Origin of the sequence: Streptomyces incarnatus (assembly GCF_001027185.1) — a bacterium.
Lineage (GTDB): Bacteria > Actinomycetota > Actinomycetes > Streptomycetales > Streptomycetaceae > Streptomyces > Streptomyces puniciscabiei.
This window is the reverse complement of record NZ_CP011497.1, coordinates 8012383-8036974: the sequence shown is the minus strand read 5'-3', so window position 1 is coordinate 8036974 and position 24592 is coordinate 8012383. Positions and strand designations below refer to the sequence as shown.

Sequence of the window (24592 nt, the reverse complement as noted above, 5' to 3'; positions counted from 1 at the left end):
GCTCGTGATTCCGGCCGCTCAATCTCGGAGGGTGAGCATGTCACCCGCGCTGCGGCCGCCCGACAGCCCTCGCGAGACCGGCCGCGGTCGGGTGGAGGGTGCCCCCGGCGTTCTCCCGGCCCTCGCCGTCTTCGCGGCCGTCCGGCTCGCCGGGGTGGTCCTGCTGATCGTGGTCGACGCGGTGGCCGGCCGGCCGTTCGGGAAGAGCCTGGTCCATGCCTGGGACTCGGTGTGGTACCTGCACATCGCGGAGCACGGCTACGGCACCCAGCTGCACATCACCAGCACGGGCGCGGTCCAGACCGACTGGGCGTTCTTCCCGCTGTATCCGGGGCTCGTCCGAGCCCTGCGCGGGTTACTCCCGGTGACCGCCGGGCAGGCCGGGCTGCTGATCGCCTGGAGTTGCTCGGCGCTCGCCGTGTACGGCGTCTACACGGTCGTCCATCACCTCCACGGGCGGGCGGTCGCGACCGCTGCCGTCGCCCTGTGGGCCGTACTTCCGCAGTCGGTCGTCTTCGCCCTGGCCTACACCGAGCCGCTGTTCACCGCATGCGCCGCCTGGTCCCTGCACGCCGTCCTGCGCCGCCGCTGGCTGACCGCTGGCTCGCTGGCGCTGCTGGCGGGCCTCAGCCGGCCGAACGGGGTCGCGGTCGCCGCGGCCGTCGCCGCCGCGGCGGTGCACGAGGTCGTACGGCAGCGTGGGCGCGCCTCCCCGGGACTGCTGGCCGGCATGGTCATGGGTCCGCTCGGCTGGGCGGGCTATGTGCTGTGGGTAGGACGGCGGACCGGTGACCTGTGGCACGGCTACCTGCAGGTGCAGAGCGCCTGGAACTCCCGGCTGGACCTCGCGGTCGGGCCCCTGCGGTTTCTGGAGTCGATGCCGGTGCGGGGCAGTTGGGTGACCTATCCGGTGTCCGTGGTCCTCGTCGTGGCCGGCATCGTGTCGTTCTGCGTGTTGTGTCTGGACCGCACCCCGCTGCCGCTGGTGGTCTTCGCGGGCGTGCTGCTGCTCCTGGTGGTCGCGGTGTCCGGCCCCTTCTCCTGCAAGCCGCGCTTTCTCCTTCCGGCCTTCCCGCTGCTCATCCCGCCTGCCCGCGCCCTCGTACGGACCTGGTGCCCGAGCCCGTCGCACCGGGCCCGCCTGCTGTGCGGCGGCCTCACGGCCGTGTCCCTGCTCTACGGCACCTACCTGGCGGCCCTCGCCAGCCAGCCGCTGTGAGGCACCGGCACGGGGCGGCGCGGAGGCCGGCCCTCGACGTCCGGGGCCGTCCCGTACAGCCGGTCCACGCGCGGCCGGATCAGGTGCGAGGAACCTCCCCCGACATGCCGACGGGGAGTCCGGCCGGGCCCCCCTTGAGGGCCTGGCCGGACTCCCCGTAACGCCGCACGCCGCCGCTAGTTGCGGCGCCCCGCGGAGTCGTGGGCGACGGAGTCGCGGTCGGTGCCGGGCGCCGGCACGGAACCGCCGGTGCCCACGCCCGCCGGCGCCGCCTCGGCCCGGTCGCCGTGCCCCGGCCACCACGCGGCGTGGCCGATGAGCGCGGTGAGGCTCGGCGTGAAGAACAGCGCCATGACGAAGGCGGCGACGGCGATGCCGAAGGAGACCGCGAAACCCATCTCCGTCAGCAGCGAGTTGCCCGCCAGCATCATCGTGGCGAAGGTGGCCGCCAGGATGAAGCCGGCCGCGGCGACCGTAGGACCGGCGTGCCGCAGCGCCATGCCGGCCGCCTCACGCGGCTCGCGGCCCTCGCGGGCCTCCTCGCGGAGCCGGGCGATCATGAGGATGTTGTAGTCGGTGCCGATGGCGACCACGAACAGATACATGATCACCGGGAGCATGAACATCAGACCCGAGTGTCCCTCGCCCTTCTGGAAGATCCAGACGGTGGCGCCGAGGGTGGCACCGAATCCGAGGCCCACGGAGGCCATCAGGTACCAGGGTGCGACGACACTGCGCAGCAGCAGGCCCAGGATCACCATGATGAGGACGGCGGCCACCGGGAAGACCGTCTTGTAGTCGTGGTTCACCGCGGTGTTGATGTCCTTGTAGATCGAGGACATGCCGCCGACGAGCGCCTTGGTGCCGTCAGGGGCGTTGGTGTGCGCGACGTCGCGCACCTTGCCCACGGTCTCGATCGCCTTGTCCGTCGACGCCTCGTACTTGAGCGTGACGGTGATGTCGGCGGTGCTGCCGTCCTTGTTCACCTGGGTCAGACGGGCGTTGGCGACCCCGTCCACGGCCCCGAGTTTGCTCACGTACGCGCCGAAGGCGGCCTTGTGGAGGGGCTTGCCGCCGATGCTGGACAGGTAGACGTCGGTGGGTGCCGCGGCGCCCGCCGAGTACGCCTTCTGCATCTGGTCCTGGACGACCATGGACTCCTTGGTCTTCGGCATCGAGCCCGAGGCCAGGTCGAACGTGGCGTGGAAGCTGAAGATGCCCAGCGACAGCGCGACCAGGACGAGGCCGGACAGCGCGGCCGTCAGCGCCGGACGGCGCCGCACTCCGCGGCCGAGCGCGGCGAACCGGGCGTTCTCCGGCTCGTTCTGCCAGGACTTGGAAGGCCAGAAGACCTTCGGTCCGATCAGCGAGACCACGGCCGGGATCAGGGTCAGACCCGCGACGAGGGTCGCGCCGACCGCGATGGCGAGCGCCGGGCCCATCTGCTTGAGGAAGCCCAGCGTGGACAGCACCAGCGCGAGGAAGGCGATGATGACGGCGCCGGCGGCCGAGGCGATGGCCTCGCCGACCCGGGCGACCGCGTTGACCATGGCCTGCTTGGGTTCGTCACCGGCTCGCAGGCGCTCCCGGTAACGGAACATCAGGAACAGGAAGTAGTCCGTGCCCACGCCGAAGAGCACGACGATCAGGATCGACGAGATCGAGCTGTTGGCCTGGAGGTCGAACAGCTTGGTGGCGTAGGCGATCAGGCCGTTGGCGACGGCCGACACCAGGCCGATCAGCACCAGGGGCAGTACGGCCAGGATCGGCGCCCGGAAGATGATCAGCAAGGTGATCAGGATGATCGCGAAGGTGCCGAAGCCGATCAGCGCCTGTCCTCGCTTGGACGAGTCCTGCTGGTCGAGCGCCTGGGCGGCGCTGCCGCCGAGCTTGACGTCGAGATGCGTGCCCTTGGCCAGCTGCTTGACGTCGTCGCGCAACACCTTGGCCGCGTCGGCCTGTTTGGGCTGACCGGCGTTCTTGCTGTCCATCTGGACCAGGGTCAGGCCGTACCTGCCGTCCTTGGACGGCGGGCCGGGGACGACCTTCTGCACCTGGTCGATGTGCTTGTCGCCCAGTTGGGTGGTGATCCGGGCGATGTCCTGCTTGTCGGCGGCGGTCAGCCTGCCGCCGTCCGTGCGCTGGTACAGCGCGATCGCGGACGGGGTGAAGGCGCTGGGGAACGCCCTCTGCTGGAGGTCCGCCGCTTTGATGGACTCGTAACTCTTGGGCAGGAAGCTGCTCTCGTCACTGTTCGAGGGCAGACTCGGGGCGGTGGCGACGATCGCCACCGCGGCGATCAGCCATGCCACGATCGTCCACACGGGATGCCGGACGACTGTGGTGCCAATACGTCGGAACATGCGGAAGGTCCTCCTGGACAGGAAGATCACCGCAGCCCGGGGAGCGGTCCCTGGCATCGGCGACCCTGAACGACACGTATCGAACGGACCGTTCTCTTGGTTGTCTTGGGGTCACATGGTAGTGACCGGGTGCACAAAACATCTCATCAGGTGGTCTCGGCTCAAGTGAGCTTCAAGCACTCGGAGGACAGGGAGTGCTCAAGGCCACGCAAGCCCTCGACCCGGCAACGGAGGGGCCGCTCAGCCCAGGACGAACGGGAGTTCAGCGGCGAAGTCACCCAGCGCCGCCTTCTCCGCATCGCTCGGGTCACGGCGTCCGGTGCCGATCAGCAGCGCGTCCTTGTCGGAGAACGAGGCGGGGAACGGGCTCCCGGCGATCTTCTCCAAGGACACCCGCGCCGCCGCGAGGGTCTCGGCGGGCGGTTCGGCGGCCGACGGCAGATGGGCGATCAGGTCGAGGTGGTGCAAGGTCCACTCGACGACGTACGCGGACAGGTAGTCGCCGGCGGTCAGCACCTCGTCGCGCGTGCCGACACGGACGGCCGGATCGGCGAGTCCGGCGGCGCGGCCCGCCGCGGAACCGACGTCGTCCAGGTGGAACTTCAGCCACCGCGGCTCGCCGTAGGCGGCGGCCAGCCGCGGGATCAGCGCGTCGAGCGGATCCTCGCCGGTCGGGGGATCGACGCGGTTCCAGTACGTGACCGCGTCCACGGTTGGCCGATCGAAGTCCTCGTCGGGGAGTTCGGCGACCGCTGTGCGTAATGCCGTCCAAGAGCGTGAGAAGAGATCCACTGACCGCACGGTAGTGCGGGCCCGGCACGGCGGACAACCGAATTCGGACGTGTCGGCGCCGCCTCCGGCCCGGGGCTCACCGCGCGGAGGGTGAGAGCCGGTAGGAGGCCGCGAGGTCGCGCACCTCCACCGACAGGAAGACCCGCTCCTCATCCCCGTCGGCCACCGGCAGATGCTTGGCGAGCAGGGCCAGCACGCTCTCCGACAGCCGCGCCTTCCGCGCCGGGGAGCGGCCGGGCATCAGGCCGACCTCCACGTGGACGAAGACGGCCTCCCCGCTCGGCTCGTCCCCCACGTACGTCTGCACAGGCCGGAGCAGCGTCTTGCACACGCCCGACGTACCGGACTCCTCGACCACGAGCGGGTGCAACTCCTTCACCAGGGCACAAGCGTCGAGGGAAGGGGCCAGGTGGGAGGAGTAGTCGATGGTGAGGTACGGCATGGAGGCCCTTTCCCGCGTTACCTGTGGTTTCGCCGGGCAACTATCTTCCCTCATGCCGCGACGACGCCTCACGGCACCCCCGGCCCTGGGATTCCGGGCCCGCGAGGCGCCGCGCGCGGCGGCCCGGGTTCGCGGTTCAGCGGGCGGCGTCCATGCGCTGGGTGCCGATGACCGACAGCAGGCGCAGCGCCTCCTCGGACGGTGTGCCGGGGACGGCCGTGTAGATGACGACCTGCTGATTGCGGTCGGCGAGGTCGAGGGCGTCGCAGTTGACGGTGACCGGCCCGACCAGCGGATGCCGGAACGTCTTGCGCAGCGTGGGTTCGACGTCCACGTCGTGGGAGTCCCACAGCCGGGCGAACTCCGCGCTGCCTGCGCGCAGTTCGCGGATCAGGCCGGTCACCTCGGGATCGTCGGGGTAGCGTGCTGCGGCCGTGCGCAGCCGGCGCGCCGCGTGCCGGGCGAACGCGTCGGCGTCGGACACGCCGTACAGCCGCTGTCCCGCGGAGCGCGTCCCGAGGAAGGCGCGGCGCGCCAGGTTGCGGTCGCGGGGGGACAGCGCCGAGAAGTCCTCCATCAGGGCGGCGGCCAGGTCGTTCCAGGCGAGCACCTCCAGCGTGGCGGAGGTGACGAAGGCGGCGGACCGCGGCAGCCGGTGGATCAGGTCGAGGATGCTCTGCCGCACCTCGCGCGGGGGGCCGGGCGCCGGGTCCGGCGGGGTGCCGGCCAGCAGATGGAGGTGCTCGCGTTCGGCGTCCGACAGCCGCAGGGCGCGGGCCAGCCCGGCCAGTACCTCACGGGACGGGCGCGGGCCGCGGGCCTGCTCCAGCCGGGTGTAGTACTCGGCCGAGATGAACGCCAGGTGCGCGACCTCCTCCCGGCGCAGCCCCGGGGTACGACGGCGCGGCCCGGCCGCCAGGCCCACGTCGGCAGGGCTGATCCGCTCGCGCCTGCTGCGCAGGAATCCCGCCAGTTCCGCTCTGTCCACTCCCCCAGTGTGCAGGCCCGCCACGAGGCCCATCCAGGTACTGCCGGTGCCTGGATGGCCCCGTGCCGCGGGCGCACGCTCGCTGCCATGGACAACACACCGAACGAGGACACGCCGCCGCACGGGCTGCTGGCCGGCAAGGTCGCCTTCATCACCGGTGCGGGGCGCGGCATCGGCGCCGCCGCCGCGCGGCTCTTCGCCCGGGAAGGGGCCCGGGTCCTGCTCGCGGCCCGCACCGAGGCCCAGCTGAAGGCGGTCACCGAGGAGGTGCGGGCGGCGGGCGGCACCGCGGAGTACGTCGTGTGCGACCTGGCCGACACGGCGAGCGTGCGGGCCGCCGTGGACCGTACCGTCGGCCTCTACGGCCGGCTCGACATCGCCTTCAACAACGGAGCGACGATCCAGCCGCCCGGCCCCCTGGACCAGCTGCCGGAGGCCGAGTTCGACCGTCTGTACACGGTGAACCTGAAGAGCGTCTGGCTGGCCATGGCCGCCGAGGTCGCCGCCATCCGGGCCACCGCCCGGGCGGGCGCCATCGTCAACAACTCGTCCATCGGCAGCCTGCGCGGCAATCCCGAACTGCCCGCCTACGCCGCGATGAAGCGGGCGGTGAACAGCCTCACCGAGTCGGCCGCCGTGACCTACGGCCCCGAAGGGATCCGAGTCAACGCGATCGCGCCCGGCAACACCCTGACGGAGATGATCCGGACCTGGGAGGCGGAGGCTCCCGGTCTTCATGACCGGCTCACGGCGCTCACCCCGCTGCGCCGAGCGGCCGTGCCCGAGGAGATCGCCGAGGCCGCCGCATGGCTGCTCAGCGACCGTTCGTCCTTCGTGACGGGCGCGGTGCTGAAGGTCGACGGGGGCGCCCGCGCCTGAAGCACGGGCGCCGGAGGTCAGCCGAGACCGAGCACACTCGTCGTGCGCTCGGCCATGCGCCGCTCGCCGAGCGCGTTCGGGTGGACCGGGACGATGTTCTGCCCGAACAGGAGCGGCTCGATCCACCGGGTGCCGACGGCCTGGCACGCGTCGTGCCCCTCGGACGCGGCGGAGAAGTCCACGTACGTGGCCCCGGTCTCCGCGGCGGCGCGCTGCACGACGGCGTTGAGATGGGCCTGCAGCGCGTGCAGGTACGGCACGTCACCGGAGGCGACCGGCAGTCTGGCGAAGCAGGAGGGGTCGGCCTCGGCGGGCGTGATCCACGGGTAGCCGAGCACCGCCACACGGGCGTTCGGCGCCTTGGCGCGCACGGCACGCAGCGCGTTCTTCAGTGCGGGGTAGGTCTTGGCGTCGATCGCGTCGTCGAAGGAGGTGCCGTACGTGTCCTTGCAGGGGCTGCCCCTGCCGCCGCTGAGGATGCCGGCGGTACCGCAGGCGAGTATGGCGCCTATGAAGGTGTTGTTGTCGTTGCCGCCGATCGTGAGCGTCACCAGGTCGGTGTCCGCGCCGACCGCGTCCGCCTGCGGGGCGACGCCGGGGTACTGGGACCCGGTGAAGTCCTTGGTCTGGGCGGCGCCACAGGTGACGTCCGTCAGCCGGGCCCCGGTGCGGGCGGCGATGACGTGGGGGTAGTTCGCCGTGGAGCGCAGGCAGATCGGGTTGCTCGTGTCGACGGGCAGGACGCCCGAGGCGGCGCTGTAACTGTCGCCGAGGGCGGCGTAGTCGAGGGGTGTCGTGGCGTGGGCCGGCACGGCGGTGACGCCGAGGGCCAGCGCGCTGGCGAGTGCGGACGCCGCGGCGGCGACGCGGCGCGGGGCAGGCTTGGGCATGGATGGGTGCTTGGGCATGGGTGGGTGCTCCCTCTTCTCGGGTGGGGGCACGCAGCAGGCGGGCATGGCGGGGCCCGCGCGGGTGCTGTGCGCGAGAAAACGGCGGCTCAGAGCGAGGTGGGGTACGGGCGTGGGGTGCCGGTTCGCGGGATTACCGCTGAGTACTACCCATAGGTAATGTGAGGTCACCGGGCCACGGAGTCAACGTTGTTGACACAGATTCTTGAAACACCGACGAACAGGGGTGAGCCGACGCGCGGAGGCGGCCACCTCTTACGGAGTCATGACGGGGCGGCCGCGCCGCCCGGTCCCGGTGCCGGCCGCGTCTAGCGTGGCCGTATGCGTGTACTGGTCACCGGCGGAGCCGGGTTCATCGGGTCCCATGTCGTCGAGGCGCTGCGGGCGCGCGGGCACGAGCCGCTCGTGTACGACGTCCGTGCGGATCCCGGCGCGGACGTGCGCCACCCGGCGTCCGTGGCCCGGGCGCTGGCCGGGGTGGAGGCCGTCTGCCACCAGGCCGCGATGGTCGGGCTCGGTGACGGTGTCGCCGACGCGGCGGAGTACGTCTCGCGCAACGATCTCGGCACGGCCGTACTGGTCGCGGCCATGGCGGAGGCGGGGGTACGGCGTCTGGTGCTGGCGGGGTCGATGGTGGTGTACGGGGAGGGCCGTTACGCGTGTCCGCGGCACGGGGTCGTACGGCCGGGCCCACGGGCGGTGGCGGACCTGGACGCGGGCCGGTTCGAGCCCTCCTGCCCGCGGTGCGGCGCATCGCTGACCCCCGGCCTGGTCACCGAGGACGCGCCGACCGACCCGCGCAACGTCTACGCCGCGACCAAGCTCGCCCAGGAACACCTGGCGGCCGCGTGGGCCCGCGCCACGGGCGGTACGGCGATCTCGTTGCGCTACCACAATGTGTACGGCCCCCGGATGCCCCGCGACACCCCGTACGCCGGCGTCGCCTCCTTCTTCCGCTCGGCCCTCCAACGGGGTGAGGCGCCGCGGGTGTTCGAGGACGGACGGCAGCGGCGGGACTTCGTCCACGTGCGGGACGTGGCCGCGGCCAACGTCATCGCGCTGGAGGCCGCCCCGCGCCCCGGAACGCTCACCGCGTACAACACCGGCAGCGGCGAGCCGCACACGGTCGGCGACCTGGCCCGCGCCCTGTCCGCCGCGCACGGCGGCCCGGAGCCGGTCGTCACCGGCGAGTACCGGCTGGGCGACGTCCGGCACATCACGGCGGACTCCTCCCGGCTGCGCGCGGAACTGGGCTGGAAGCCGGAGGTCGGCTTCGCGGAGGGAATGCGGGAGTTCACGCGAACGCACTGAGCGTGTCCGCGCCCGCGGGACGGTGCCGGCGTCGATCATGGCGTTGTTTCGCACCGAGTTCCCACGAACCAGTCGAAAGGACAGTCATGTCGCGACGGACCCTGAGGCCGACCCGCGCCCAGGTCGCAGCCCTGCTCACCGCGCCGGTGCTCGGTTTGGGCCTCCTCGTCCCATCGGCCTTCGCGGACACGCCGCCGCCCGGCCCGAAGGTCGACAGCGGCACCGTCATCGACAAGGTCTGCCGGCACGCGAACGACGACGACGAGGGCGGCTCGGGCCTGTCCTGCGAGAAGGACATCGCACCGCTCCTGTCGCACATCATCGGCCCGGGGAGCGGGGTCACCTGCCGGAACGACTCCCCGGCCGTCATCGTCTGCCGCCCGGAGAGCTGACCGTTCAGGCCTTCGCCGCGGGCAGCGTCACCTCGAAGCGGCAACCGCCCGGGATGTTGCGGACACTCGCCCGGCCCTGATGGGCCTCGACGATGCCCCGTACGATCGCCAGCCCCAGCCCCGCCCCGGCGGGCGGGGTCCGGGCGTCGCTGCCGCGCCAGCCGGTGTCGAAGACGCGCGGCAGGTCCTCCTCGGGGATGCCGCCGCAGCCGTCGGTGACGGACAGCACCACGCCGTCGTCGGTGCGCTCGGCGGCGATGGCGACGGTGCCGTCGGGCGGGGTCCGGCGGATGGCGTTGACCAGGAGGTTGCCGAGCACGCGGGTCATCTCCTTGCCGTCCACCTCCACCGGCACGGGCTCGACCCGGTCGCCCACCAGCCGTACCCCGTGCTCCCGGGCGAGCGGGTCGGCCCCGGCCAGCGCGTCGCCGACCAGGTCGTACAGGGAGATCCGGGCGGGGCTCAGCGGGAGGGTGCCCGCGTGGATGCGGGAGAGTTCGAAGAGGTCGCCGACCATGTCGTTGAGCCGTTCGACCTCGGTGCGGATCTGCTTGAGGTAGCGGCCGGGGTCGGTGGCCACGCCGTCCTCCAGCGCCTCCGACATGGCGCGCAGTCCGGCCAGCGGGGTGCGCAGGTCGTGCGAGATCCAGGCGACCAGCTCGCGCCGGGACTTCTCCAGCGCCCGTTCCCGCTCGCGGGATTCGGCGAGCCGTGCGCTGGTGGCGGCCAGCTCGCGGCCGAGGGCGTCCAGTTCGGCGGTGGCCGGGCCGTGCGGGGCGGCGAAGGCGCCGGCGTCGCCGAACGAGCGGGCGGCGTCGGTGAGTTCGCGGCTGCGGGCGACGACCCAGCGGCCCAGGAGCAGCGCGCTGGCCAGGGAGACCACGGCCGCCATCGCGACGACGGTGGTGACCACGGTCAGGTCGTGCGAGGACAGGAACATCGCCCAGGCGACGGCGAGGGTGCCGGCGAGCATCGCGCCGACACCGACCGCCGCGACCACGGCGACGGAGGCGGTGAGCGAGCGGCGCCGGATCAGGCGCAGCACGCCCGCTCCCGCCACGCCCGCGGCCGCCGCGCCGGCGAAGGCGTAGAGGGCGATGAGGAAGGTGTCCCACATGGTCAGTGCACCGCCTCGCCGGTGTCGGAGCCGGGCTCGAAGCGGTAGCCCACGCCCCACACCGTCTGGATCAGGCGGGGCCGGGCCGGATCGTCCTCGACCTTGCCGCGCAGCCGGCGGACATGGACGGTGACGGTGGACAGGTCGCCGAAGTCCCAGCCCCAGACCTCGCGCATCAGGTCCTCACGGCTGTAGGCCCGGCCGGGGTGCCGCAGGAAGAAGGCGAGCAGGTCGAACTCCCTCAGCGTCAGGGCGAGTTCGCTGCCGTTCTTGGTGGCCCGGCGGGCGTCGGGGTCGACGGAGAGTCCGGCCGCGGCGAGCTGGTGCCCGGTGGCGGCGGGGCGGCTGCGGCGCAGCACCGACTCCACGCGCAGGACCAGTTCGCGGGGGCTGAAGGGCTTGGTGACGTAGTCGTCGGCGCCGACCTCCAGGCCCAGGATGCGGTCGTCCTCGTCGCCGCGGGCGGTGAGCATGATGACCGGCACCGGACCGCCGTCCCGCATCCGCCGGCACACCTCCAGGCCGTCCATGCCGGGCAGCATCAGGTCGAGCACCACGAGGTCGGGCCGGTGCGCGGCGGCGCGGCTGAGAGCGGTCGGGCCGTCGTCGGCGCGGTCGACCGCATAGCCGGCGCGGTGCAGATATCCGGTGACGACCTCGGCGACGGTCGGATCGTCGTCCACGACCAGGATCCGGGCCGTCTCGCCTGCGGCTTCGGTCCCGTGGGGCTCGTACTGGGGTTGCATGCCTCCAGCGTCGCACCGCTCGGTCCCCGCCGTCGGGCCGCGGGCCGGGCGTCCGCGTTTCGTAAGGACCATGAGTCCGATATGCCCGATTGGCGTTCGTAGGGTGAAACCGTGACGACCACTTCAGCGGACGTCGACGTGGTGCTGCCCTGTCTGGACGAGGCCGAGGCCCTTCCCTGGGTGCTCGGCCGGATCCCGGCCGGCTGGCGCGCCCTCGTCGTCGACAACGGTTCCACCGACGGCTCCCCCGACCTCGCCCGCGCGCTCGGCGCGACGGTGGTGCACGAGCCGCGGCGCGGCTTCGGCGCCGCCTGCCACGCCGGACTGACCGCGGCCACGAGCGACATCGTGTGCTTCTGCGACTGCGACGCCTCCCTCGATCCCGGGCTGCTCGTTCCCTTCGTCCGGGAGATCCGGGCCGGCGCGGCCGACCTGGTCCTCGGCCGCCGGCGCCCCGAGGGCCGGGGCGCCTGGCCGGCGCACGCCCGCGCGGGCAATCTGGCGCTGGCGCGGATGCTGCGCCGCCGTACCGGGCTGCGCCTGCACGACCTGGGCCCGCTGCGCGCCGCCCGCCGCGAGCCGCTGCTCGCGCTGGGCCTCACCGACCGGCGCAGCGGCTATCCGCTGCAGATGGTCGTGCGCGCGGCCGACGCCGGCTGGCGCATCGCCGAGCACGACGTGCCCTACCGCCCGCGCACCGGCGCCTCCAAGGTGACGGGCACCTGGCGCGGCACCTGGCAGGCGGTGCGGGACATGAGCCGCGTGCTGGCCGAGACCCCTGCCGACCGGGAGCTCGTACGGTGACCACGCTGCTCGTCATCGCCAAGCAACCGCTGCCGGGGCGGGTCAAGACCCGGCTCACCCCGCCGTTCACGCCGCAGCAGGCGGCCCGCCTCGCGGAGGCGGCGCTCGCGGACACCCTGCACACCGTGGCCGCGGCGCCCGCGACCCGGCGGGTCCTGGTCCTCGACGGGGCGCCGGGAGACTGGCTGCCGGCCGGCTTCGAGGTGCTGCCGCAGTGCGCGGGCGGACTGGACGAGCGGCTGGCGGACGCCTTCGCACACTGCTCGGGACCGGCGCTGCTCATCGGCATGGACACCCCGCAGGTGACGCCGGAGCTGCTCACCGTGGACTTCGCGGACTGCGACGCGTACCTCGGCCCGGCCGAGGACGGCGGCTTCTGGGCGCTGGGGCTGGCCGAGCCGGACCCCGCGCTGCTGCGGGGCGTGCCCATGTCGACGCCCGGGACCGGGGCGGCCCAGCGGGAGCGGCTGGAGACCGCCGGGCTGCGGGTGTGCGAGCTGCCCCGGCTGCGGGACGTGGACACCGCCGCCGACGCCCGCGCGGTCGCCGCGCTGGCCCCGCACGGCCGGTTCGCCGCCCGGCTGGCCGACTGTACGCCGGTCAGCCCGCGATGAGCGGCGGCTCCGTCGCCTGGGCGACCGCAGACCCCTACGCCGCCGCGCTGCGCACCGGCCGCGGCCCGCTGTTCCTGCGCCGCACCGACGGCTGGCTGCTGCCGCTGGAGGTGGAGCGCTGGTGCGGACAGGCCGATCGGGTCGACAGGGAGGTGCTGGACCGCTGCGAGGGCGCCGTCCTGGACGTCGGCTGCGGTCCCGGCCGGCTGGTGGCGGAACTCGCCGCCCGGGGCCGTACCGTGCTCGGCATCGACGTCAGCGAGGCCGCCGTCGACCACACGATCCGGCTCGGCGGACAGGCGCTGCGGCGCTCGGTCTTCGAGCCGCTGCCCGGCGAGGGCCGCTGGGACACCGTGCTGCTCATGGACGGCAACATCGGCATCGGCGGGGAACCGTCCGCGCTGCTGGACCGGGCGGCCGCGCTGCTGCGCCCGGGCGGCCTGCTGATCGCCGAGACCGTGCCGGGGCACGTCGACGAACGCGCCCGGGTCCAGGTGGTCGACACGGTCGGCGCCGGCCGGGCCACCGGTGCCCCGTTCCCGTGGGCGCGCCTCGGCACCCCGGCCCTGCTGCGGTACGCACGCAGGGCCGGGTGGCGGCCGGTCGCTCAGTGGTCGGCGGGCGGCCGGTGCTTCGCCGCCCTGCGCACCCGGCATGCCAAGAGCAGCGCGGAACCGCCGAAGAGGACGGCGGTGATCAGCAGCCAGCGGGTGAGGAAGCCGTCCGGACAGAGGCCGGTGGCGGACCGGTAGCGCCCGGCCGTCATGCCGCTGATCAGCGGGAACCAGACGAGCAGGAGCAGCCCGGACAGCAGGGCCGGGACGCGCACGTACAGCGTCCAGCCACGCCGTCCGGCCGCCCCCAGACCGCCGGTGACCGCCCGGTCCGCCACCGTGTACAGCGGCAGCAGGACCAGGTCGTGCAGCAGGGCGGCGCCCACGATCCACAGCGCCACGCCGAACCAGTCACCGGCGAGCAGCCGCACCCCGGCGTACGCGGCGAGGGCGAACGAGCAGGCGAGCAGCAGCAGTTGGAAGGGGCTGCCGAGGCTCGGGCGACGCGGCATCACAGGTCTCCGAAGGTCAGTCGGGCCACCCACTTGGTGTTCAGCACTCCGGGTGCCGCGGGGACGATGATCCGCGCCGGGTGGCCGTGGTCGGGGGAGAGTTCCTCGCCGTTGACGAAGAGCGCGAGCAGCGAGCGTCCGTCGGCCACCTGGTTGGCGCGCAGGGCCGCGCGGCGGAACGCTCCGTGCCGTTGCAGGGACTCCACGAGCACGTCCGGCGGATCGCCGTCGTACCCGACGAGCGCGGCGAGGTCGCGCAACCGCACCCCGCGCCACCACTGGTCGGCGGTGGACCAGCCCTCCACGCACGCGATGGGCAACGAGGCGCTGTGCTGCGGCAGTTGCAGCAGCTGGGCGCGGCTGAGCCGGACGGTTCCGGTGCGGCCGGTGACGACGAGCCGCCAGGCGTCCTCGTGGGTGTCGGCCGCCGTGATGCCGGCGTAGGCGGCGGTCTTGTTGATCTGGAAGCCGTTCGGGCCGCCGCCGGGATCGGCGGTGCCGTGCGGCGCGAGGAGGGCCGTACGGCGGAAGGGCCCGCCCAGGCTCTGCCCGACCGTGGTCAGGAACAGCAGCAGGGAGCCCCCGCCGACCAGACCCAGCGCGCCGCGCCGGGAGACGGTGGGCGCATCGGGTCGCGGGGCGACCAGGTCGTTCGGTTCCTGGCGGCGCCTGCGTACGGCACGCACCGCGGCCGGTGTCTTGAGCGCGGCGTGGGCGACGAACGCGGCGAAGAACACCCATGCCCCGTAGAAGTGCAGCGGGTAGAAGGAGCCGGGGAAGACATAGTCCAGCTGGACGTTGAGGACTCCGGTGGTGAACTCGAACAGCCCTCCGCCGACCAGCAGCACCAGCGAGATCCGCTCCAGCGCGTGCGCGAGGGAGCGGGCCGGCGGCAGGGTGAAGAGCCGCGGCACCACCGACCACAGCTTGGCCAGCAGGACGGGGACCAGGGTGATGCCGAGCGTCACATGGACGCCCTGGGTGAGCCGGTACAGCCAGACCGGGCCGGTGGGCCAGGCGAAGAGGTAGAAGCCCAGGAGGCCCTTGTCCGGGGTCATGTCGTTCACCCGGGACAGGCCCGGGTTGTAGGCGGCGTAGGACACCAGGCCGGTCACGAACAGCACGGTGATGCCGGCGAGCAGCACGAGTCCGAGCACCGAGGTGAGCCAGGGACCGCGCAGCGGGCTGCGCCAGAAACCTGGGGAAGTGGGAAGCCGGGGATGGTCACGCATGTCCCGACCGTAGGCCGGGACGGCCCCGGAAAACGGCCCGCGACCGGTGACGAAACGCTGACGTCCGGCCCGTACGGCGGCCGCTCGCCGCTCTCCCGGCCTAGCGTGCCGGTGTGATCAGATCTCTCCGCCGTGACCTATACGCCGCCGGTGCCGCCGCCCTCCTCGTGACGGCGGCCGTCGTCGTCGGCCGGCACATCCAGGACACCCGCCACACCCTGTTCGTGCACTGGCCGCCGCTGTTCGCGGACTGGGACCCGCACCTCGGTCCCGGCACTCCGGCGGCCCTGGCGGTGGCGGCGGCGGTCGTGGCGTACGGCCCCGCCGTGGCGGCCCGGCTGCCCTGGCGCGGGCTGCTCGCGGCGGCCTGGGCGAGCGCCCTGGCCTGGATCCTGTCCCTCGCCCTGGTCGACGGCTGGCACCGGGGCATCGCGGTCAGGCTGACCACGACCAACGAATACCTGCGGGTCATCGGCCGCTTCCACGACATCCCGGCCACCCTGCGCGACTTCACCCACCACATCGTCAGCGGCACCCCGGACCCCTGGCCCGCCCACATCGCCGGTCATCCCCCGGCCGCCACGCTCACCTTCGTGCTGCTGGACCGGATCGGGCTGCGGGGCGGCGGCTGGGCCGGGATGTGGTGCATCACGGTCGGTGCGACGGGCTGCGTGGCCGTGCTGATCGCACTGCGGGCGCTGACCGGCGAGACGCTCGCGCGGCGGGCCGCGCCGTTCCTGGTGCTGGCCCCGGCCGCGGTGTGGCAGGGGACCTCCGCCGACGGCTACTTCGCGGCCGTCGCCGCCTGGTCCCTGGCGCTGCTCGCCCTGGCCCTGACCCGACGCTCCCACGGGTACGCGGCCGCCTCGGGCCTCCTCTTCGGCCTGACCTGCTACCTCTCCTACGGCTTGACGCTGTTCGCCCTGATCGGCGGGGCGGTCGTCGCGCTCGCGCACCGCGAACTCCGGGAGCGTCCCGCCCTCTTGTTGTCCCTGCTCGCCGGACTGGCCGTGTTCCCGGTGGTGTTCACGCTCGCCGGCTTCGACTGGTGGCACGCCTACCACCTCCTCGTCACGCGCTACTACCAGGGCGTCGGCGGCACCCGCCCCTACGGCTACTGGGTGTGGGCGAACCTCGCCTGCACCGTCGTCATCACCGGCCCGGCCACGGCGGCGGGCCTGCGCCGGACGACCGCTGCGCTGCTCCCCGGGACCGGCCCCCGGCCCCCCGCGGAGCTGCGTCTGGCGCTCCTGGTCTCCGTCGCGCTGCTCGCCCTGCTGGTCGCCGACCTGTCCGGCATGAGCAAGGCGGAGACGGAACGCATCTGGCTGCCCTTCGCCCTCTGGCTCCTCCCCGCCTGCGCCCTCCTCCCCCGCCCCCGCCCCTGGCTCACCGCGCAGGCCGTCCTGGCCCTGCTCCTCAACCACCTGCTGCTGACCGGCTGGTGAGTGCTCCCGGGCCGTCGGGGCGGCAGGGTGACGTCCCGTGACCGCCGTACGGTCCGGGCGTTGCCCTGGGCAGGGGACGGGGCCGGTGTGGCCGGAATCGCGTAGCGGTGCGGGGCGTACGGCTGCCCCTTCCCTGGACGGAGCCGGCAGGAAGGACAGGGAATGGACCTCGGCGGCGTCGATCGGCGCGGGTTTCTCGGGACGGCGGCGGCAGGGCTGGTCACAGCGGTCTCGGCACGGGCGGCGACGGCGGCCGGGACGCCGGTCGGGTCCGGCGCGCGCGCCGGCGGCGGGGAACGGTTCCTCACCTACACCCGGATGACCGGGGGTTCGGTCACCGGCAGCCCCGTCGGCGGTGACCTGATCGCCGAGGTCCAGGGAGTGCTGTGGCGGGTGCCCCGGGACGGTGGGGCGGCCGTACAGGTGACGGGCTGGGAGCTGGAGGCGACGCGCCCCGCGCTGTCCTTCGACGGCAGGACGCTGGCGGTGTGCGGTTATCGCGAGGGCGGCTTCCGTCTGTGGTCGCTGCGGCCGGACGGCGGCGGGCTGCGCCGGTTGACGGACGGGCCCTGGGACGACCGCGGGGTCGCGTGGTCGCCGGACGGCACCCGCCTGGCCTTCTCCTCCGAGCGCGGCGGCGACGCCACGGCCGGTTCCTCCTACGGGCTGTGCGTACTGGACCTGGCCGACGGCCGGCCGCGCCGGCTCACCGGCGGGGACCACGAGGACTTCGATCCGGCCTGGTCGGCGGACGGGCGGTCGCTGGTGTGCGTGCGCGCCGCCCACACACCGGGCGGCGGCAACGACGGCGGGCTGTCGCTCGTCCGCGTGCCGCTCACGGGCGGCCGGGCCGAGGTCCTGCGCACGGTGACCGGGGGACGGCTGCTGTGCCCGTCCGTCTCGCCCTCGGGACGGGTCGCCTACCTGCACCTGACCGGCGCGAGCAGCCCCGGACTGCCGGCCGGCGCGGCCCGGCTGATGGTCGACGGTGAGGTCGTGACGGCGGAGGAGGACCTGGCGGCCGCCCCGCCGTGCTGGCTCGGCGAGGACGAGCTGCTGTACGTGGGTGACGGCCGGATCCGCGTCCGCTCCCTCGCCGGATCCTCCGTGCGGGAGGTTCCCTTCACCGCCCGGATGCCGGTGCCGGGTCCCTCCCGGGGCCCCCGACGGGCGCCGCTCGCACCGGAGTCGGCGGCCCCGGTGCGCGGTCTGCACCGGCCGGCCCTGTCCCCGGACGGCCGCAGCGTGGCCTTCGTCGCGCTGAACGCCCTGTGGCTGCGGCCGGCCGGCGGCACGCCGCGCAAGCTGCTCCAGGCAGCCGACGTGCACCTGGTGCAGATGCCGGCGTGGGCACCGGACGGGCGCAGCCTGCTGTACTGCTCGGACCGGGACGGGCTGGTGGCCGTACGCCGGCATCACCTCGGCAGCGGCGCCGACGAGCCGTTGACCGGGGGCGGCCGGCTGTATCCCGCGCTGTCACCGGACGGCTCGCGCCTGGCCTGCCAGGACGTGACCGGGAACCTGCTGCTGCGCACCCTGGCCACGGGCGCCGAGCAGGTGCTGGCCCGGCCGCTGGCCACCGACGGGCCGCCCGGCGCGCCCACCTGGTCGCCCGACGGCCGGTACGTGGCGTTCTGCGACCGCAACCGGCTCAACCAGCGGTTCCGCGAGGGGTACAACCTCATCCGCGTCGTCGACACCCGCACCGGCGGCGAACGCCGTCATCTGCCCGCCGAACACCAGTCGCTGTCCGACCGGGTCGCCTCCGGGCCCGTGTGGTCGCCGGACGGCCGCTGGATGGCGCTGGTCGCCGAGTCGGCGCTGTGGCTGCTGCCCGTGACGGCCGACGGCACCCCGGCCGGTCCGCCGCGCCGGCTCACCGACGAGCCGGCCGATCACCCCAGCTGGTCCGCGGACTCCGGCACGCTCCTGTACCTGTCGGAAGGCCGGCTGCGCCGGCTCTGCCTCACCACCGCACGAACCCACACGCTCCCGGTCCGCCTGACCACCGGACGCGGTGCGGGCCGGTCCGCCGAACCGCTGCGGATCCACGCCGGCCTGCTGTGGGACGGCACCGGCGCGCCGCCACGGCACGACGTCGACGTCCTCGTCACAGGCAAGCGGATCACCGCCGTCGAGCCACACCGTCCCCGCCGCCCCGGACACCGCACCCTCGACGCCTCCGCCCGGACCGTCCTCCCCGGCCTCGTCGACAGCCACACCCACCCGTACCCGGCCACCTACGGCGCCCGCCAGAGCCTGACCGCGCTCGCGTACGGCATCACGACCACGTTCTGCCTGGGCAGTCCGCTCTACGACGCGGTACGGCTGCGCGAGGCGGCCGGCGCCGGGGCCCTGCTCGGCCCCCGGCAGCTGGCCTGCGCCGAACTGATCGACGGCGCGCGCACGGCGTACAGCATGGGCCGCGCCCACCGCACCCGGGACGGTGTCCGGCGCACGCTGCGGCGCGCTGCCGCCCTGGACGTCGACTTCGTGAAGACGTATGTGCGCGCCCCGGGCGAGGTCATGGCCGAGGCGGCCGAGGTGGGCCACGCGCTGGGCGTGCCCAGCGGCAGCCACCTGTGCGCGCCCGGCCGGGCGGCGGGCCAGGACCTCACCACCCATCTGCAGGCCACCCAGCGCCTGGAGTACGGGCACGCCACCACCCCGCTCGGCCGCATCGGCGAGGATCTGGTGCAGCAGTACGCCGACGGCTCCTTCGCCCTGATCATCACGCCGTTCAGCGCGCAGATCCTGCTCGCCGCCGACCCCGGGCTCGCCGGGGATCCGCGCGTGACGCGCCTCATGCCGCCCTGGGACGTCGCCGTCGTCCGCACACACGCCCGGACCGCGCCCACGGACGCGCAACGGCAGGCCCTGGCCACCGAGATGGCGGACTACCGGCGGCTGGCCTCACACGGCGCCCGTATCGCCCTCGGCACCGACGCGCCCCTGGTCCCGGTCGGTCTCTCCCTGCATCTGGGCCTGCGTGCCCTGCACGCGCACGGCTTCACGGCCGCGGAGGCCCTGCACACCGCGACCGTGGAGCCGGCCCGCCTCCTCGGCCTCGACGCCGACCTCGGGACGGTGCGGGAGGGCAGGATCGCCGACCTGACGATCGTCGACGGGGACCCGTTCGCCGACTTCGGTTCGCTGATCCGCGTCCCGGTCGTCGTACGCGAGGGAGTCCCGTACACACAGGGCGACTTGACCTCGGCCCACCGGAGCGCCGTACCGCACGAGCCCCCCGGGAGGACGTCCTGGCTGGAGGTGGCCGAACGGCTCCGGCGGGGGGCGTGCTGCCATCCCGGCGCGGACGGGTGAGGCAGCCCGGCGGTGGCTCCCGAAGGCGCCGGCCGGCGGGTGCGGAGTCCGTGTCCCACCGGGCGGTGTCAGGCGTCCTCTTCGTCGGTGGCCGTGCGGTCGGCCAGCCGTTCATGACGCTGCCGGGCGGCCTGCGGAGTGCCGAGTCCGAGGCCGAAGGCGATCTCGGGCCAGGTCATGCCCCGGCCGCGGGCCATCTGCAGGAGAGAGGCCTCCAGTTCGTCCAGCTCCGCTCGCACCAGCGGCATGAGGGTCAACGCGGCCGTGATGTCGGCGCGGTCCACCTCCGGCTCGCCCTCCTCGAGCAGCGCGGCCCCGCTCAGCAAGAAGGTCACCAGCCGGACGGCCTCGTGCGGCGCGACGACCGACGGGTGGATCTGGCGACGCCGTTGCCCGTCGGTCGCCGCATGCCGCTCGGCGATGCGGAAGAGGGACGCGTGGACCCGCTGGGCGCGTGCCTGTTCCGGCCGCGGAGGGGTGAAGGGGTCGGTGTGATCGGCGGTGGATGACATGCGACAACGGTCGCGCTCAACACAACCTGTCGTCAACTGCTTATTGTGAACGGTCTGTTCACTTCAGCGAGCCGGCGCGGTGATCTCCCGCTTGAGGATCTTGCCGCTCGGGCCCATCGGCAGGGCGTCCGTCAGCCAGAGCCGGCGCGGGTACTTGTAGGCGGCCACCCGGTCGCGGACGAACCGCTGCAGCTCCTCGGTGTCCGCCCGGGCTCCCGGACGCAGGACGACCGCGGCGGCCACCTCCTCGCCGAGCCGTTCGTCGGGCACGCCGAGCACGGCGGCCAGCGCGACGTCGGGATGCTCGTGCAGCACCTCCTCGATCTCGCGCGGGTAGACGTTGTAGCCGCCGCGGATGATGAGGTCCTTCTTCCGGTCGACGATGTAGAGGTAGCCGTCCTCGTCCCGGCGGGCCAGATCGCCGGTGCGCAGCCAGCCGTCGGGGATGGCGGCGGCGGTCTCCTCGGGGCGGTGCCAGTACTCCTTCATCACGTTGGGCCCGCGCACGGCCAGTTCACCGACCTCGCCCGGCGCGACGTCCCGCCCGGAGTCGTCCAGCAGCCGGACCTCGACGTCGCGGACGGGGGTGCCGATGGATCCGGGCTTGCGCGGGCGGTCGGGGTGGTTGAAGGAGACGACCGGACTGGTCTCGGACATGCCGAAGCCCTCCAGCACCATGCAGCCGAAGCGCCGCTCGAACCCGTGCAGCAGCTCCACCGGCAGCGAGGCGCCGCCCGAGATGCACACGCGCAGGCTGGAGACGTCGGCCGCGGCGGCGCCCGGGTGCTGCAGCAGCGCCGCGTACATGGTCGGGACGCCCTCGAAGACGGTGGCGCGGTCGCGGGCGATGGCGTCGAGCACGGTCTGCGGCTCGAAGCGGGGGACGAGGGTGAGGGACGCCCCGCTGTGGACGGCGACGTTCATGGTGCAGGTCTGCCCGAAGATGTGGAACAGCGGCAGGCAGCCGACGATCACGTCGTCGGAGGTCAGCCGCTGCACCTCGGTGACGTTGACCTCGGTGTTGTGGCGCAGCCCGGCGTGGGTGAGCGCGGCGCCCTTGGGGCGGCCGGTGGTGCCCGAGGTGTAGAGCAGCACGGCGATGTCGTCGTCGGCGGCGGCCGTCACCTCGTACTCCGGCTCCAGGCGCGCCAGTTCGGCGGTGAAGGCAGCCGGCTCGACCGGCAGGTGCCGTACGCCGGCGGCGGCCGCACCCGCCGCGCCCCCACCCGGCGCCTGGTGCCACTCGAAGAGCAGCACCGCGCCGGAGTCCCGCAGGTGGTACTCGGTCTCGCGCTCCTTCAGCAGCGGGTTCATCGGCACCACGATGCCCCCGGCGCGCAGCACGGCGTAGTAGAGGACGACGAACTCGGGCACGTTCGGAAGCATCAGTGCGACGCGGTCGCCGGTGCGCAGGCCCTCGGTGCGCAGCAGCGCGGCGGCCTGGGCGCTGAGCCGGTCGAGCTCGGCGTAGCTGGTGGTCACGGTGCCGAGCCGCAGCGCCGGGCGCTCCGGCAGCCGTCGCGCCGTCCGGACCAGGAATTCCGCCAGATTGGCCATGATGCCTCCTCGCACGCATGCTCCCGCCGCGCTCACGGGTCCCGCCGCGAGCGCTCCCGGCATGGTCGCGTGCACGCTCGGGGCCGTCCATGGTGACGCCCACAGTTCGCCCGGGCCCGAGTTGTTCCCGGGAACAAACAAGTGGCCGTACGCTGCGGGTATGGGTCTGTCGAATGTGGGCGCGGCGTTGCGTGTGCGCCTTCCGGAGCTGGGCGTGCGGATGGCCGAGCGCATCCGGGCGGAGGTCGAGTCGTACGCGGACGACGCGCTGATCCCGTTCGCGTCGCTGAGGGAGTCGTGCGAGGGCAACGCCGATCTGCTCCTCGGGCGGTTCGCCCAGGACGCCGAAGCCGATGTGGGACCCGCTCAGCGGACCGGACGGCTGCGCGCCGAACAGGGCGTGCCGCTCGCGGACACGCTGCACGCGTACCGGGTCGGTTTCGAGCTGCTCTGGTCAGAGATGGTCGAGGAGGCGCGCAGGCACCCGGAGGTCACGGACGCGGAGCTGGTGGCCGGCTCCTCGGAGATCTGGGCGCTGTTCGGCCGGTACGCGGAGGCCGTCGCGGCCGCCTACCGCGAGGCCAGCGCGGAGCTGGCGCTGCAGCGCGAGGCCCGCCGGTCGGCCCTGGCGGAGGCGCTGTTCACGGGCGCCCTCGCCGATCGTACGACGCCGTGGGAGGCGGCCCGGCAGCTCGGCCTGCCGGAGCGCGGGCCGTACGCGGTCGTGGCCGCGGCGGTGCCGGATCCCGGCCAGGAGCCGCTGCCCGGGATCGAGGCGGCACTGCGCCGCTCCGGTGTGCCGTCGGTGTGGCGGCTGCTGCCGGACCAGCAGATCGGGCTGGTCTCGCTCGGGCACCGGGACGCGGAGACGGTGAGCCTGCGCGCGCTGCGCCGCCGGCGTGCCCGGGTCGGCGTCAGCCCCCAGTTCGACTCGCTGCGGGAGACGCCGCAGGCGCTGCGGTTCGCCCGGCTCGCCCTGGCCGGACCGCCCGGCGAGGGTCCGGGGGTCACCCGGTTCGACGACAGCCCGCTGGCGATGCTGGTGGCCGCCGCCCCGGCGGAGGCGAGCCGGCTGGTCGAGGTCGCGCTGGGACCGCTCCTCGGACTGCCGGAGGCGGAGCGGGCGCGGCTGCTGCAGACCCTCGGTCACTGGTTCACCGCGGGCGGGGTGGCCGCCGGGGCCGCGGAACGGCTCTTCGTCCACCCCAACACCGTGCGCTACCGGCTGCGTCGCATCGAGGAGCTGACTGGGCGTCCGCTCACCGACCCGATGGCCCTCGCCGACCTGGGCGCCGCGCTGTACGCGCTACAGCTGCTGCCGTCCTGACGGCGCCCCGGGCACCGGCCCGACCGGGGACGGCCGACCGCGCCTTACGGCGATGCCCGCGCGACGCGCCGCTCCCCGGCTAGCGCGGCACCGGCAGCCGGTACACCGAGACATGTGACCGCGACTCGGCGGTGAACTCGGTGCCGGACCAGTCGGCATGCCTGGACTCCCGCTGGAATCCGGCCAGTTGGGCCATGAGGTCGAGCTCGGACGGCCAGATGTAGCGGTGCGGGCTGCGGTACAGCCGGGCCTCCTCGGTCTCGTCGAAGCGGAAGTGGTGCGATACGACCCGCTGGTCGAGGATGTCGTAGGTGTCCAGCCCGATGTATCCGGAGTCGGTGCGCCACACGGTGGCCTCCTTGCCCGGGGGAAGCGTGCGCAGCTCCGGCACCCACAGCTCGATCACGAACCGGCCGCCGGGCGTGAGATGGCGGGCGGCGTTGCGGAAGCACTCGACCTGCTCGGCCTGTGTGAGCAGATTGGAGATCGTGTTGTAGACGAGGTAGACGAGGCTGTACGTCCCCGGGGCGCGGGTCGAGGCCATGTCACCCATGACGACGGGGATCGTGGCTTCGTCGGCCTTGGTCCGCAGTTGCTCCACCATCGGCCCGGACAGCTCGATCCCGGTGACGGGGACTCCTCGCCCGGCCAGCGGGACGGCGACGCGTCCGGTCCCGATCGCGAACTCCAGTGCCGCTCCGCCGTCCGCCAGCTCGGCGAGACGATCCACCGTGGGCGTCAGTACCTCGGGCGCGAACATGCCGGTACCGGGTGTGTCGTAGCGCCGGGCGGCGGCCGCGTCCCAGATCATTTCCTGCTCCATTCCCTCAACGCTGGCCCCGAGCAGAGAAGTTGTCCATCGAATTACCGCTTCGCGCTCCGCTTTCCCGGGTGCCTTTTACACCGGGAGACAGTCCTCGACTTTCTTCGACCGGTGGAGGCGACGTGGTGCTGGGCATGGGCGAAGGGGTCGAGGGCAGCCTGCCGATGCGTACGACCGTGCAGGCGACGCCGGACGACCTCGACGTGAAGGCCGTCCTGCACGGCCCGGTGGCGCCGGCCGGACCAACCAACCCGCTTCCCCGCCACCGGAGTTCGCCGCCTGGCACCGCTTCGACGAGACCTCCGGCACCGCGGTCGCGGACGCCACGGGCAACGGCAGGACGGCGACCCTGGCAGGCGGGGCCACGTGGACCAGGGGACACATCGGCGGAGCCGTGGCCCTCGACGCCGCGCTAGGCGATCACCACCGGCGGGGGCGGCGCCGGGCAGCGCATTGACGTCGGCCCGCTGCCCACCGACCGCTGGGTCCACGTGGCCGTCACCTACGGCTCCGGCACCGCCGTGGTGTACGTCGACGGCCGCGAGGCGGGCCGCGACACGGCGGTCACCGTCGAACCCCCGCCACTGCGGCAACCGCATCCGGGCCGCGTACGTGGGCAGGTCCCCGTACCCGGACCCGTACCTGAAGGCGGCGGTCGACTTCCGGGTCTGCGGCAGGACGCTGACCGCGGCCGAGGTCGCGGCCCTGGCCGGCTCCTGACGCCACGC

The 24592-nt window shown here is 73.6% G+C and carries 22 protein-coding genes and 1 pseudogene; 12 read left to right on the top strand and 11 right to left on the bottom strand.

The features are described 5' to 3' along the window. The first annotated feature begins 37 nt into the window (after positions 1–37). Positions 38–1219, top strand: coding sequence for a glycosyltransferase family protein (locus ABB07_RS36695; RefSeq protein ID WP_208903780.1), 1182 nt, complete (start codon positions 38–40; stop codon positions 1217–1219). A 176-nt stretch (positions 1220–1395) separates the two neighbouring features. Here ABB07_RS36695 and ABB07_RS36690 read toward each other — a convergent pair whose 3' ends face one another. The 4 genes from ABB07_RS36690 to ABB07_RS36675 form a co-directional block, all read right to left on the bottom strand. After that, a complete protein-coding gene (locus tag ABB07_RS36690) occupies positions 1396–3582 on the bottom strand; it encodes an MMPL family transporter (RefSeq protein ID WP_208902749.1) in 2187 nt (728 codons plus the stop codon). A gap of 240 nt (positions 3583–3822) precedes the next feature. Next, entirely contained in the window at positions 3823–4374 is a 552-nt protein-coding gene (locus tag ABB07_RS36685; protein ID WP_208902748.1) for a maleylpyruvate isomerase, read from the bottom strand. A gap of 76 nt (positions 4375–4450) precedes the next feature. Further along, positions 4451–4816: a 5-carboxymethyl-2-hydroxymuconate Delta-isomerase gene (locus ABB07_RS36680; protein ID WP_208902747.1), complete on the bottom strand. Its 366-nt coding sequence runs from the start codon at positions 4814–4816 to the stop codon at positions 4451–4453. 136 nt (positions 4817–4952) lie between these two features. Then, positions 4953–5804, bottom strand: a complete 852-nt coding sequence (locus tag ABB07_RS36675) for a helix-turn-helix transcriptional regulator (RefSeq protein ID WP_208902746.1) — start codon at positions 5802–5804, stop codon at positions 4953–4955. Between the two features lie 87 nt (positions 5805–5891). Between ABB07_RS36675 and ABB07_RS36670 the strand changes: the two genes are divergently transcribed. Continuing rightward, positions 5892–6683 carry an SDR family NAD(P)-dependent oxidoreductase gene (locus ABB07_RS36670; RefSeq protein WP_208902745.1) on the top strand — a complete coding sequence of 264 codons (792 nt, stop codon included), beginning with the start codon at positions 5892–5894 and terminating at the stop codon, positions 6681–6683. 17 nt (positions 6684–6700) lie between these two features. Here the strand turns inward: ABB07_RS36670 and ABB07_RS36665 are convergent, their stop codons facing one another. Next, the gene (locus ABB07_RS36665) at positions 6701–7573 is read right to left on the bottom strand and encodes an SGNH/GDSL hydrolase family protein (RefSeq protein ID WP_208903779.1); all 873 of its coding nucleotides are present in this window, start codon (positions 7571–7573) and stop codon (positions 6701–6703) included. Positions 7574–7912: 339 nt separating this feature from the next. Here ABB07_RS36665 and ABB07_RS36660 point away from each other — a divergent pair, with 339 nt between their 5' ends. Both ABB07_RS36660 and ABB07_RS36655 read left to right on the top strand, forming a co-directional pair. Continuing rightward, positions 7913–8902: an NAD-dependent epimerase/dehydratase family protein gene (locus ABB07_RS36660; RefSeq protein WP_208902744.1), complete on the top strand. Its 990-nt coding sequence runs from the start codon at positions 7913–7915 to the stop codon at positions 8900–8902. Between the two features lie 86 nt (positions 8903–8988). Beyond that, positions 8989–9294, top strand: a complete 306-nt coding sequence (locus ABB07_RS36655) for a hypothetical protein (RefSeq protein ID WP_208902743.1) — start codon at positions 8989–8991, stop codon at positions 9292–9294. Positions 9295–9298: 4 nt separating this feature from the next. On the opposite strand, the gene ABB07_RS36650 is transcribed toward ABB07_RS36655, so the two are convergent. Further along, a complete protein-coding gene (locus ABB07_RS36650; RefSeq protein ID WP_208902742.1) occupies positions 9299–10411 on the bottom strand; it encodes a sensor histidine kinase in 1113 nt (370 codons plus the stop codon). 2 nt (positions 10412–10413) lie between these two features. Continuing rightward, the gene (locus ABB07_RS36645; protein ID WP_208902741.1) at positions 10414–11157 is read right to left on the bottom strand and encodes a response regulator transcription factor; all 744 of its coding nucleotides are present in this window, start codon (positions 11155–11157) and stop codon (positions 10414–10416) included. A 111-nt stretch (positions 11158–11268) separates the two neighbouring features. On the opposite strand from ABB07_RS36645, the gene ABB07_RS36640 reads away from it, so the two are divergent. The 3 genes from ABB07_RS36640 to ABB07_RS36630 are packed head-to-tail and all read left to right on the top strand — an operon-like array spanning position 11269 to position 13327. Further along, positions 11269–11961, top strand: coding sequence for a glycosyltransferase family 2 protein (locus ABB07_RS36640; protein ID WP_208902740.1), 693 nt, complete (start codon positions 11269–11271; stop codon positions 11959–11961). Then, positions 11958–12575 carry a TIGR04282 family arsenosugar biosynthesis glycosyltransferase gene (locus ABB07_RS36635; protein ID WP_208902739.1) on the top strand — a complete coding sequence of 206 codons (618 nt, stop codon included), beginning with the start codon at positions 11958–11960 and terminating at the stop codon, positions 12573–12575. Before ABB07_RS36640 ends, ABB07_RS36635 begins: the two co-directional genes overlap by 4 nt. Next, the gene (locus ABB07_RS36630) at positions 12572–13327 is read left to right on the top strand and encodes a class I SAM-dependent methyltransferase (RefSeq protein WP_208902738.1); all 756 of its coding nucleotides are present in this window, start codon (positions 12572–12574) and stop codon (positions 13325–13327) included. Before ABB07_RS36635 ends, ABB07_RS36630 begins: the two co-directional genes overlap by 4 nt. A 313-nt stretch (positions 13328–13640) precedes the next feature. On the opposite strand, the gene ABB07_RS36625 is transcribed toward ABB07_RS36630, so the two are convergent. Then, entirely contained in the window at positions 13641–14873 is a 1233-nt protein-coding gene (locus tag ABB07_RS36625) for a molybdopterin-dependent oxidoreductase (RefSeq protein ID WP_208902737.1), read from the bottom strand. Between the two features lie 113 nt (positions 14874–14986). On the opposite strand from ABB07_RS36625, the gene ABB07_RS36620 reads away from it, so the two are divergent. Both ABB07_RS36620 and ABB07_RS36615 read left to right on the top strand, forming a co-directional pair. Next, positions 14987–16321: a hypothetical protein gene (locus tag ABB07_RS36620; protein ID WP_208902736.1), complete on the top strand. Its 1335-nt coding sequence runs from the start codon at positions 14987–14989 to the stop codon at positions 16319–16321. Between the two features lie 162 nt (positions 16322–16483). Continuing rightward, positions 16484–19645 carry an amidohydrolase family protein gene (locus tag ABB07_RS36615; RefSeq protein WP_208902735.1) on the top strand — a complete coding sequence of 1054 codons (3162 nt, stop codon included), beginning with the start codon at positions 16484–16486 and terminating at the stop codon, positions 19643–19645. A 68-nt stretch (positions 19646–19713) separates the two neighbouring features. On the opposite strand, the gene ABB07_RS36610 is transcribed toward ABB07_RS36615, so the two are convergent. Continuing rightward, a complete protein-coding gene (locus ABB07_RS36610; RefSeq protein ID WP_208902734.1) occupies positions 19714–20157 on the bottom strand; it encodes a DNA-binding protein in 444 nt (147 codons plus the stop codon). Positions 20158–20220: 63 nt separating this feature from the next. Continuing rightward, positions 20221–21714, bottom strand: a complete 1494-nt coding sequence (locus ABB07_RS36605) for a long-chain-fatty-acid--CoA ligase (RefSeq protein ID WP_208902733.1) — start codon at positions 21712–21714, stop codon at positions 20221–20223. A gap of 160 nt (positions 21715–21874) precedes the next feature. Here ABB07_RS36605 and ABB07_RS36600 point away from each other — a divergent pair, with 160 nt between their 5' ends. Next, the gene (locus ABB07_RS36600; RefSeq protein ID WP_244189644.1) at positions 21875–23041 is read left to right on the top strand and encodes a PucR family transcriptional regulator; all 1167 of its coding nucleotides are present in this window, start codon (positions 21875–21877) and stop codon (positions 23039–23041) included. A gap of 79 nt (positions 23042–23120) precedes the next feature. On the opposite strand, the gene ABB07_RS36595 is transcribed toward ABB07_RS36600, so the two are convergent. Next, positions 23121–23864, bottom strand: coding sequence for a class I SAM-dependent methyltransferase (locus ABB07_RS36595; RefSeq protein ID WP_208902732.1), 744 nt, complete (start codon positions 23862–23864; stop codon positions 23121–23123). Between the two features lie 419 nt (positions 23865–24283). Between ABB07_RS36595 and ABB07_RS41815 the strand changes: the two are divergent. Both ABB07_RS41815 and ABB07_RS41200 read left to right on the top strand, forming a co-directional pair. Continuing rightward, positions 24284–24382 (top strand): annotated as a pseudogene (locus ABB07_RS41815) (hypothetical protein); the annotation flags it as partial. Positions 24383–24476: 94 nt separating this feature from the next. Further along, positions 24477–24584, top strand: coding sequence for a LamG domain-containing protein (locus tag ABB07_RS41200; protein WP_244189838.1), 108 nt, complete (start codon positions 24477–24479; stop codon positions 24582–24584). The last annotated feature ends 8 nt before the right edge of the window (positions 24585–24592 follow it).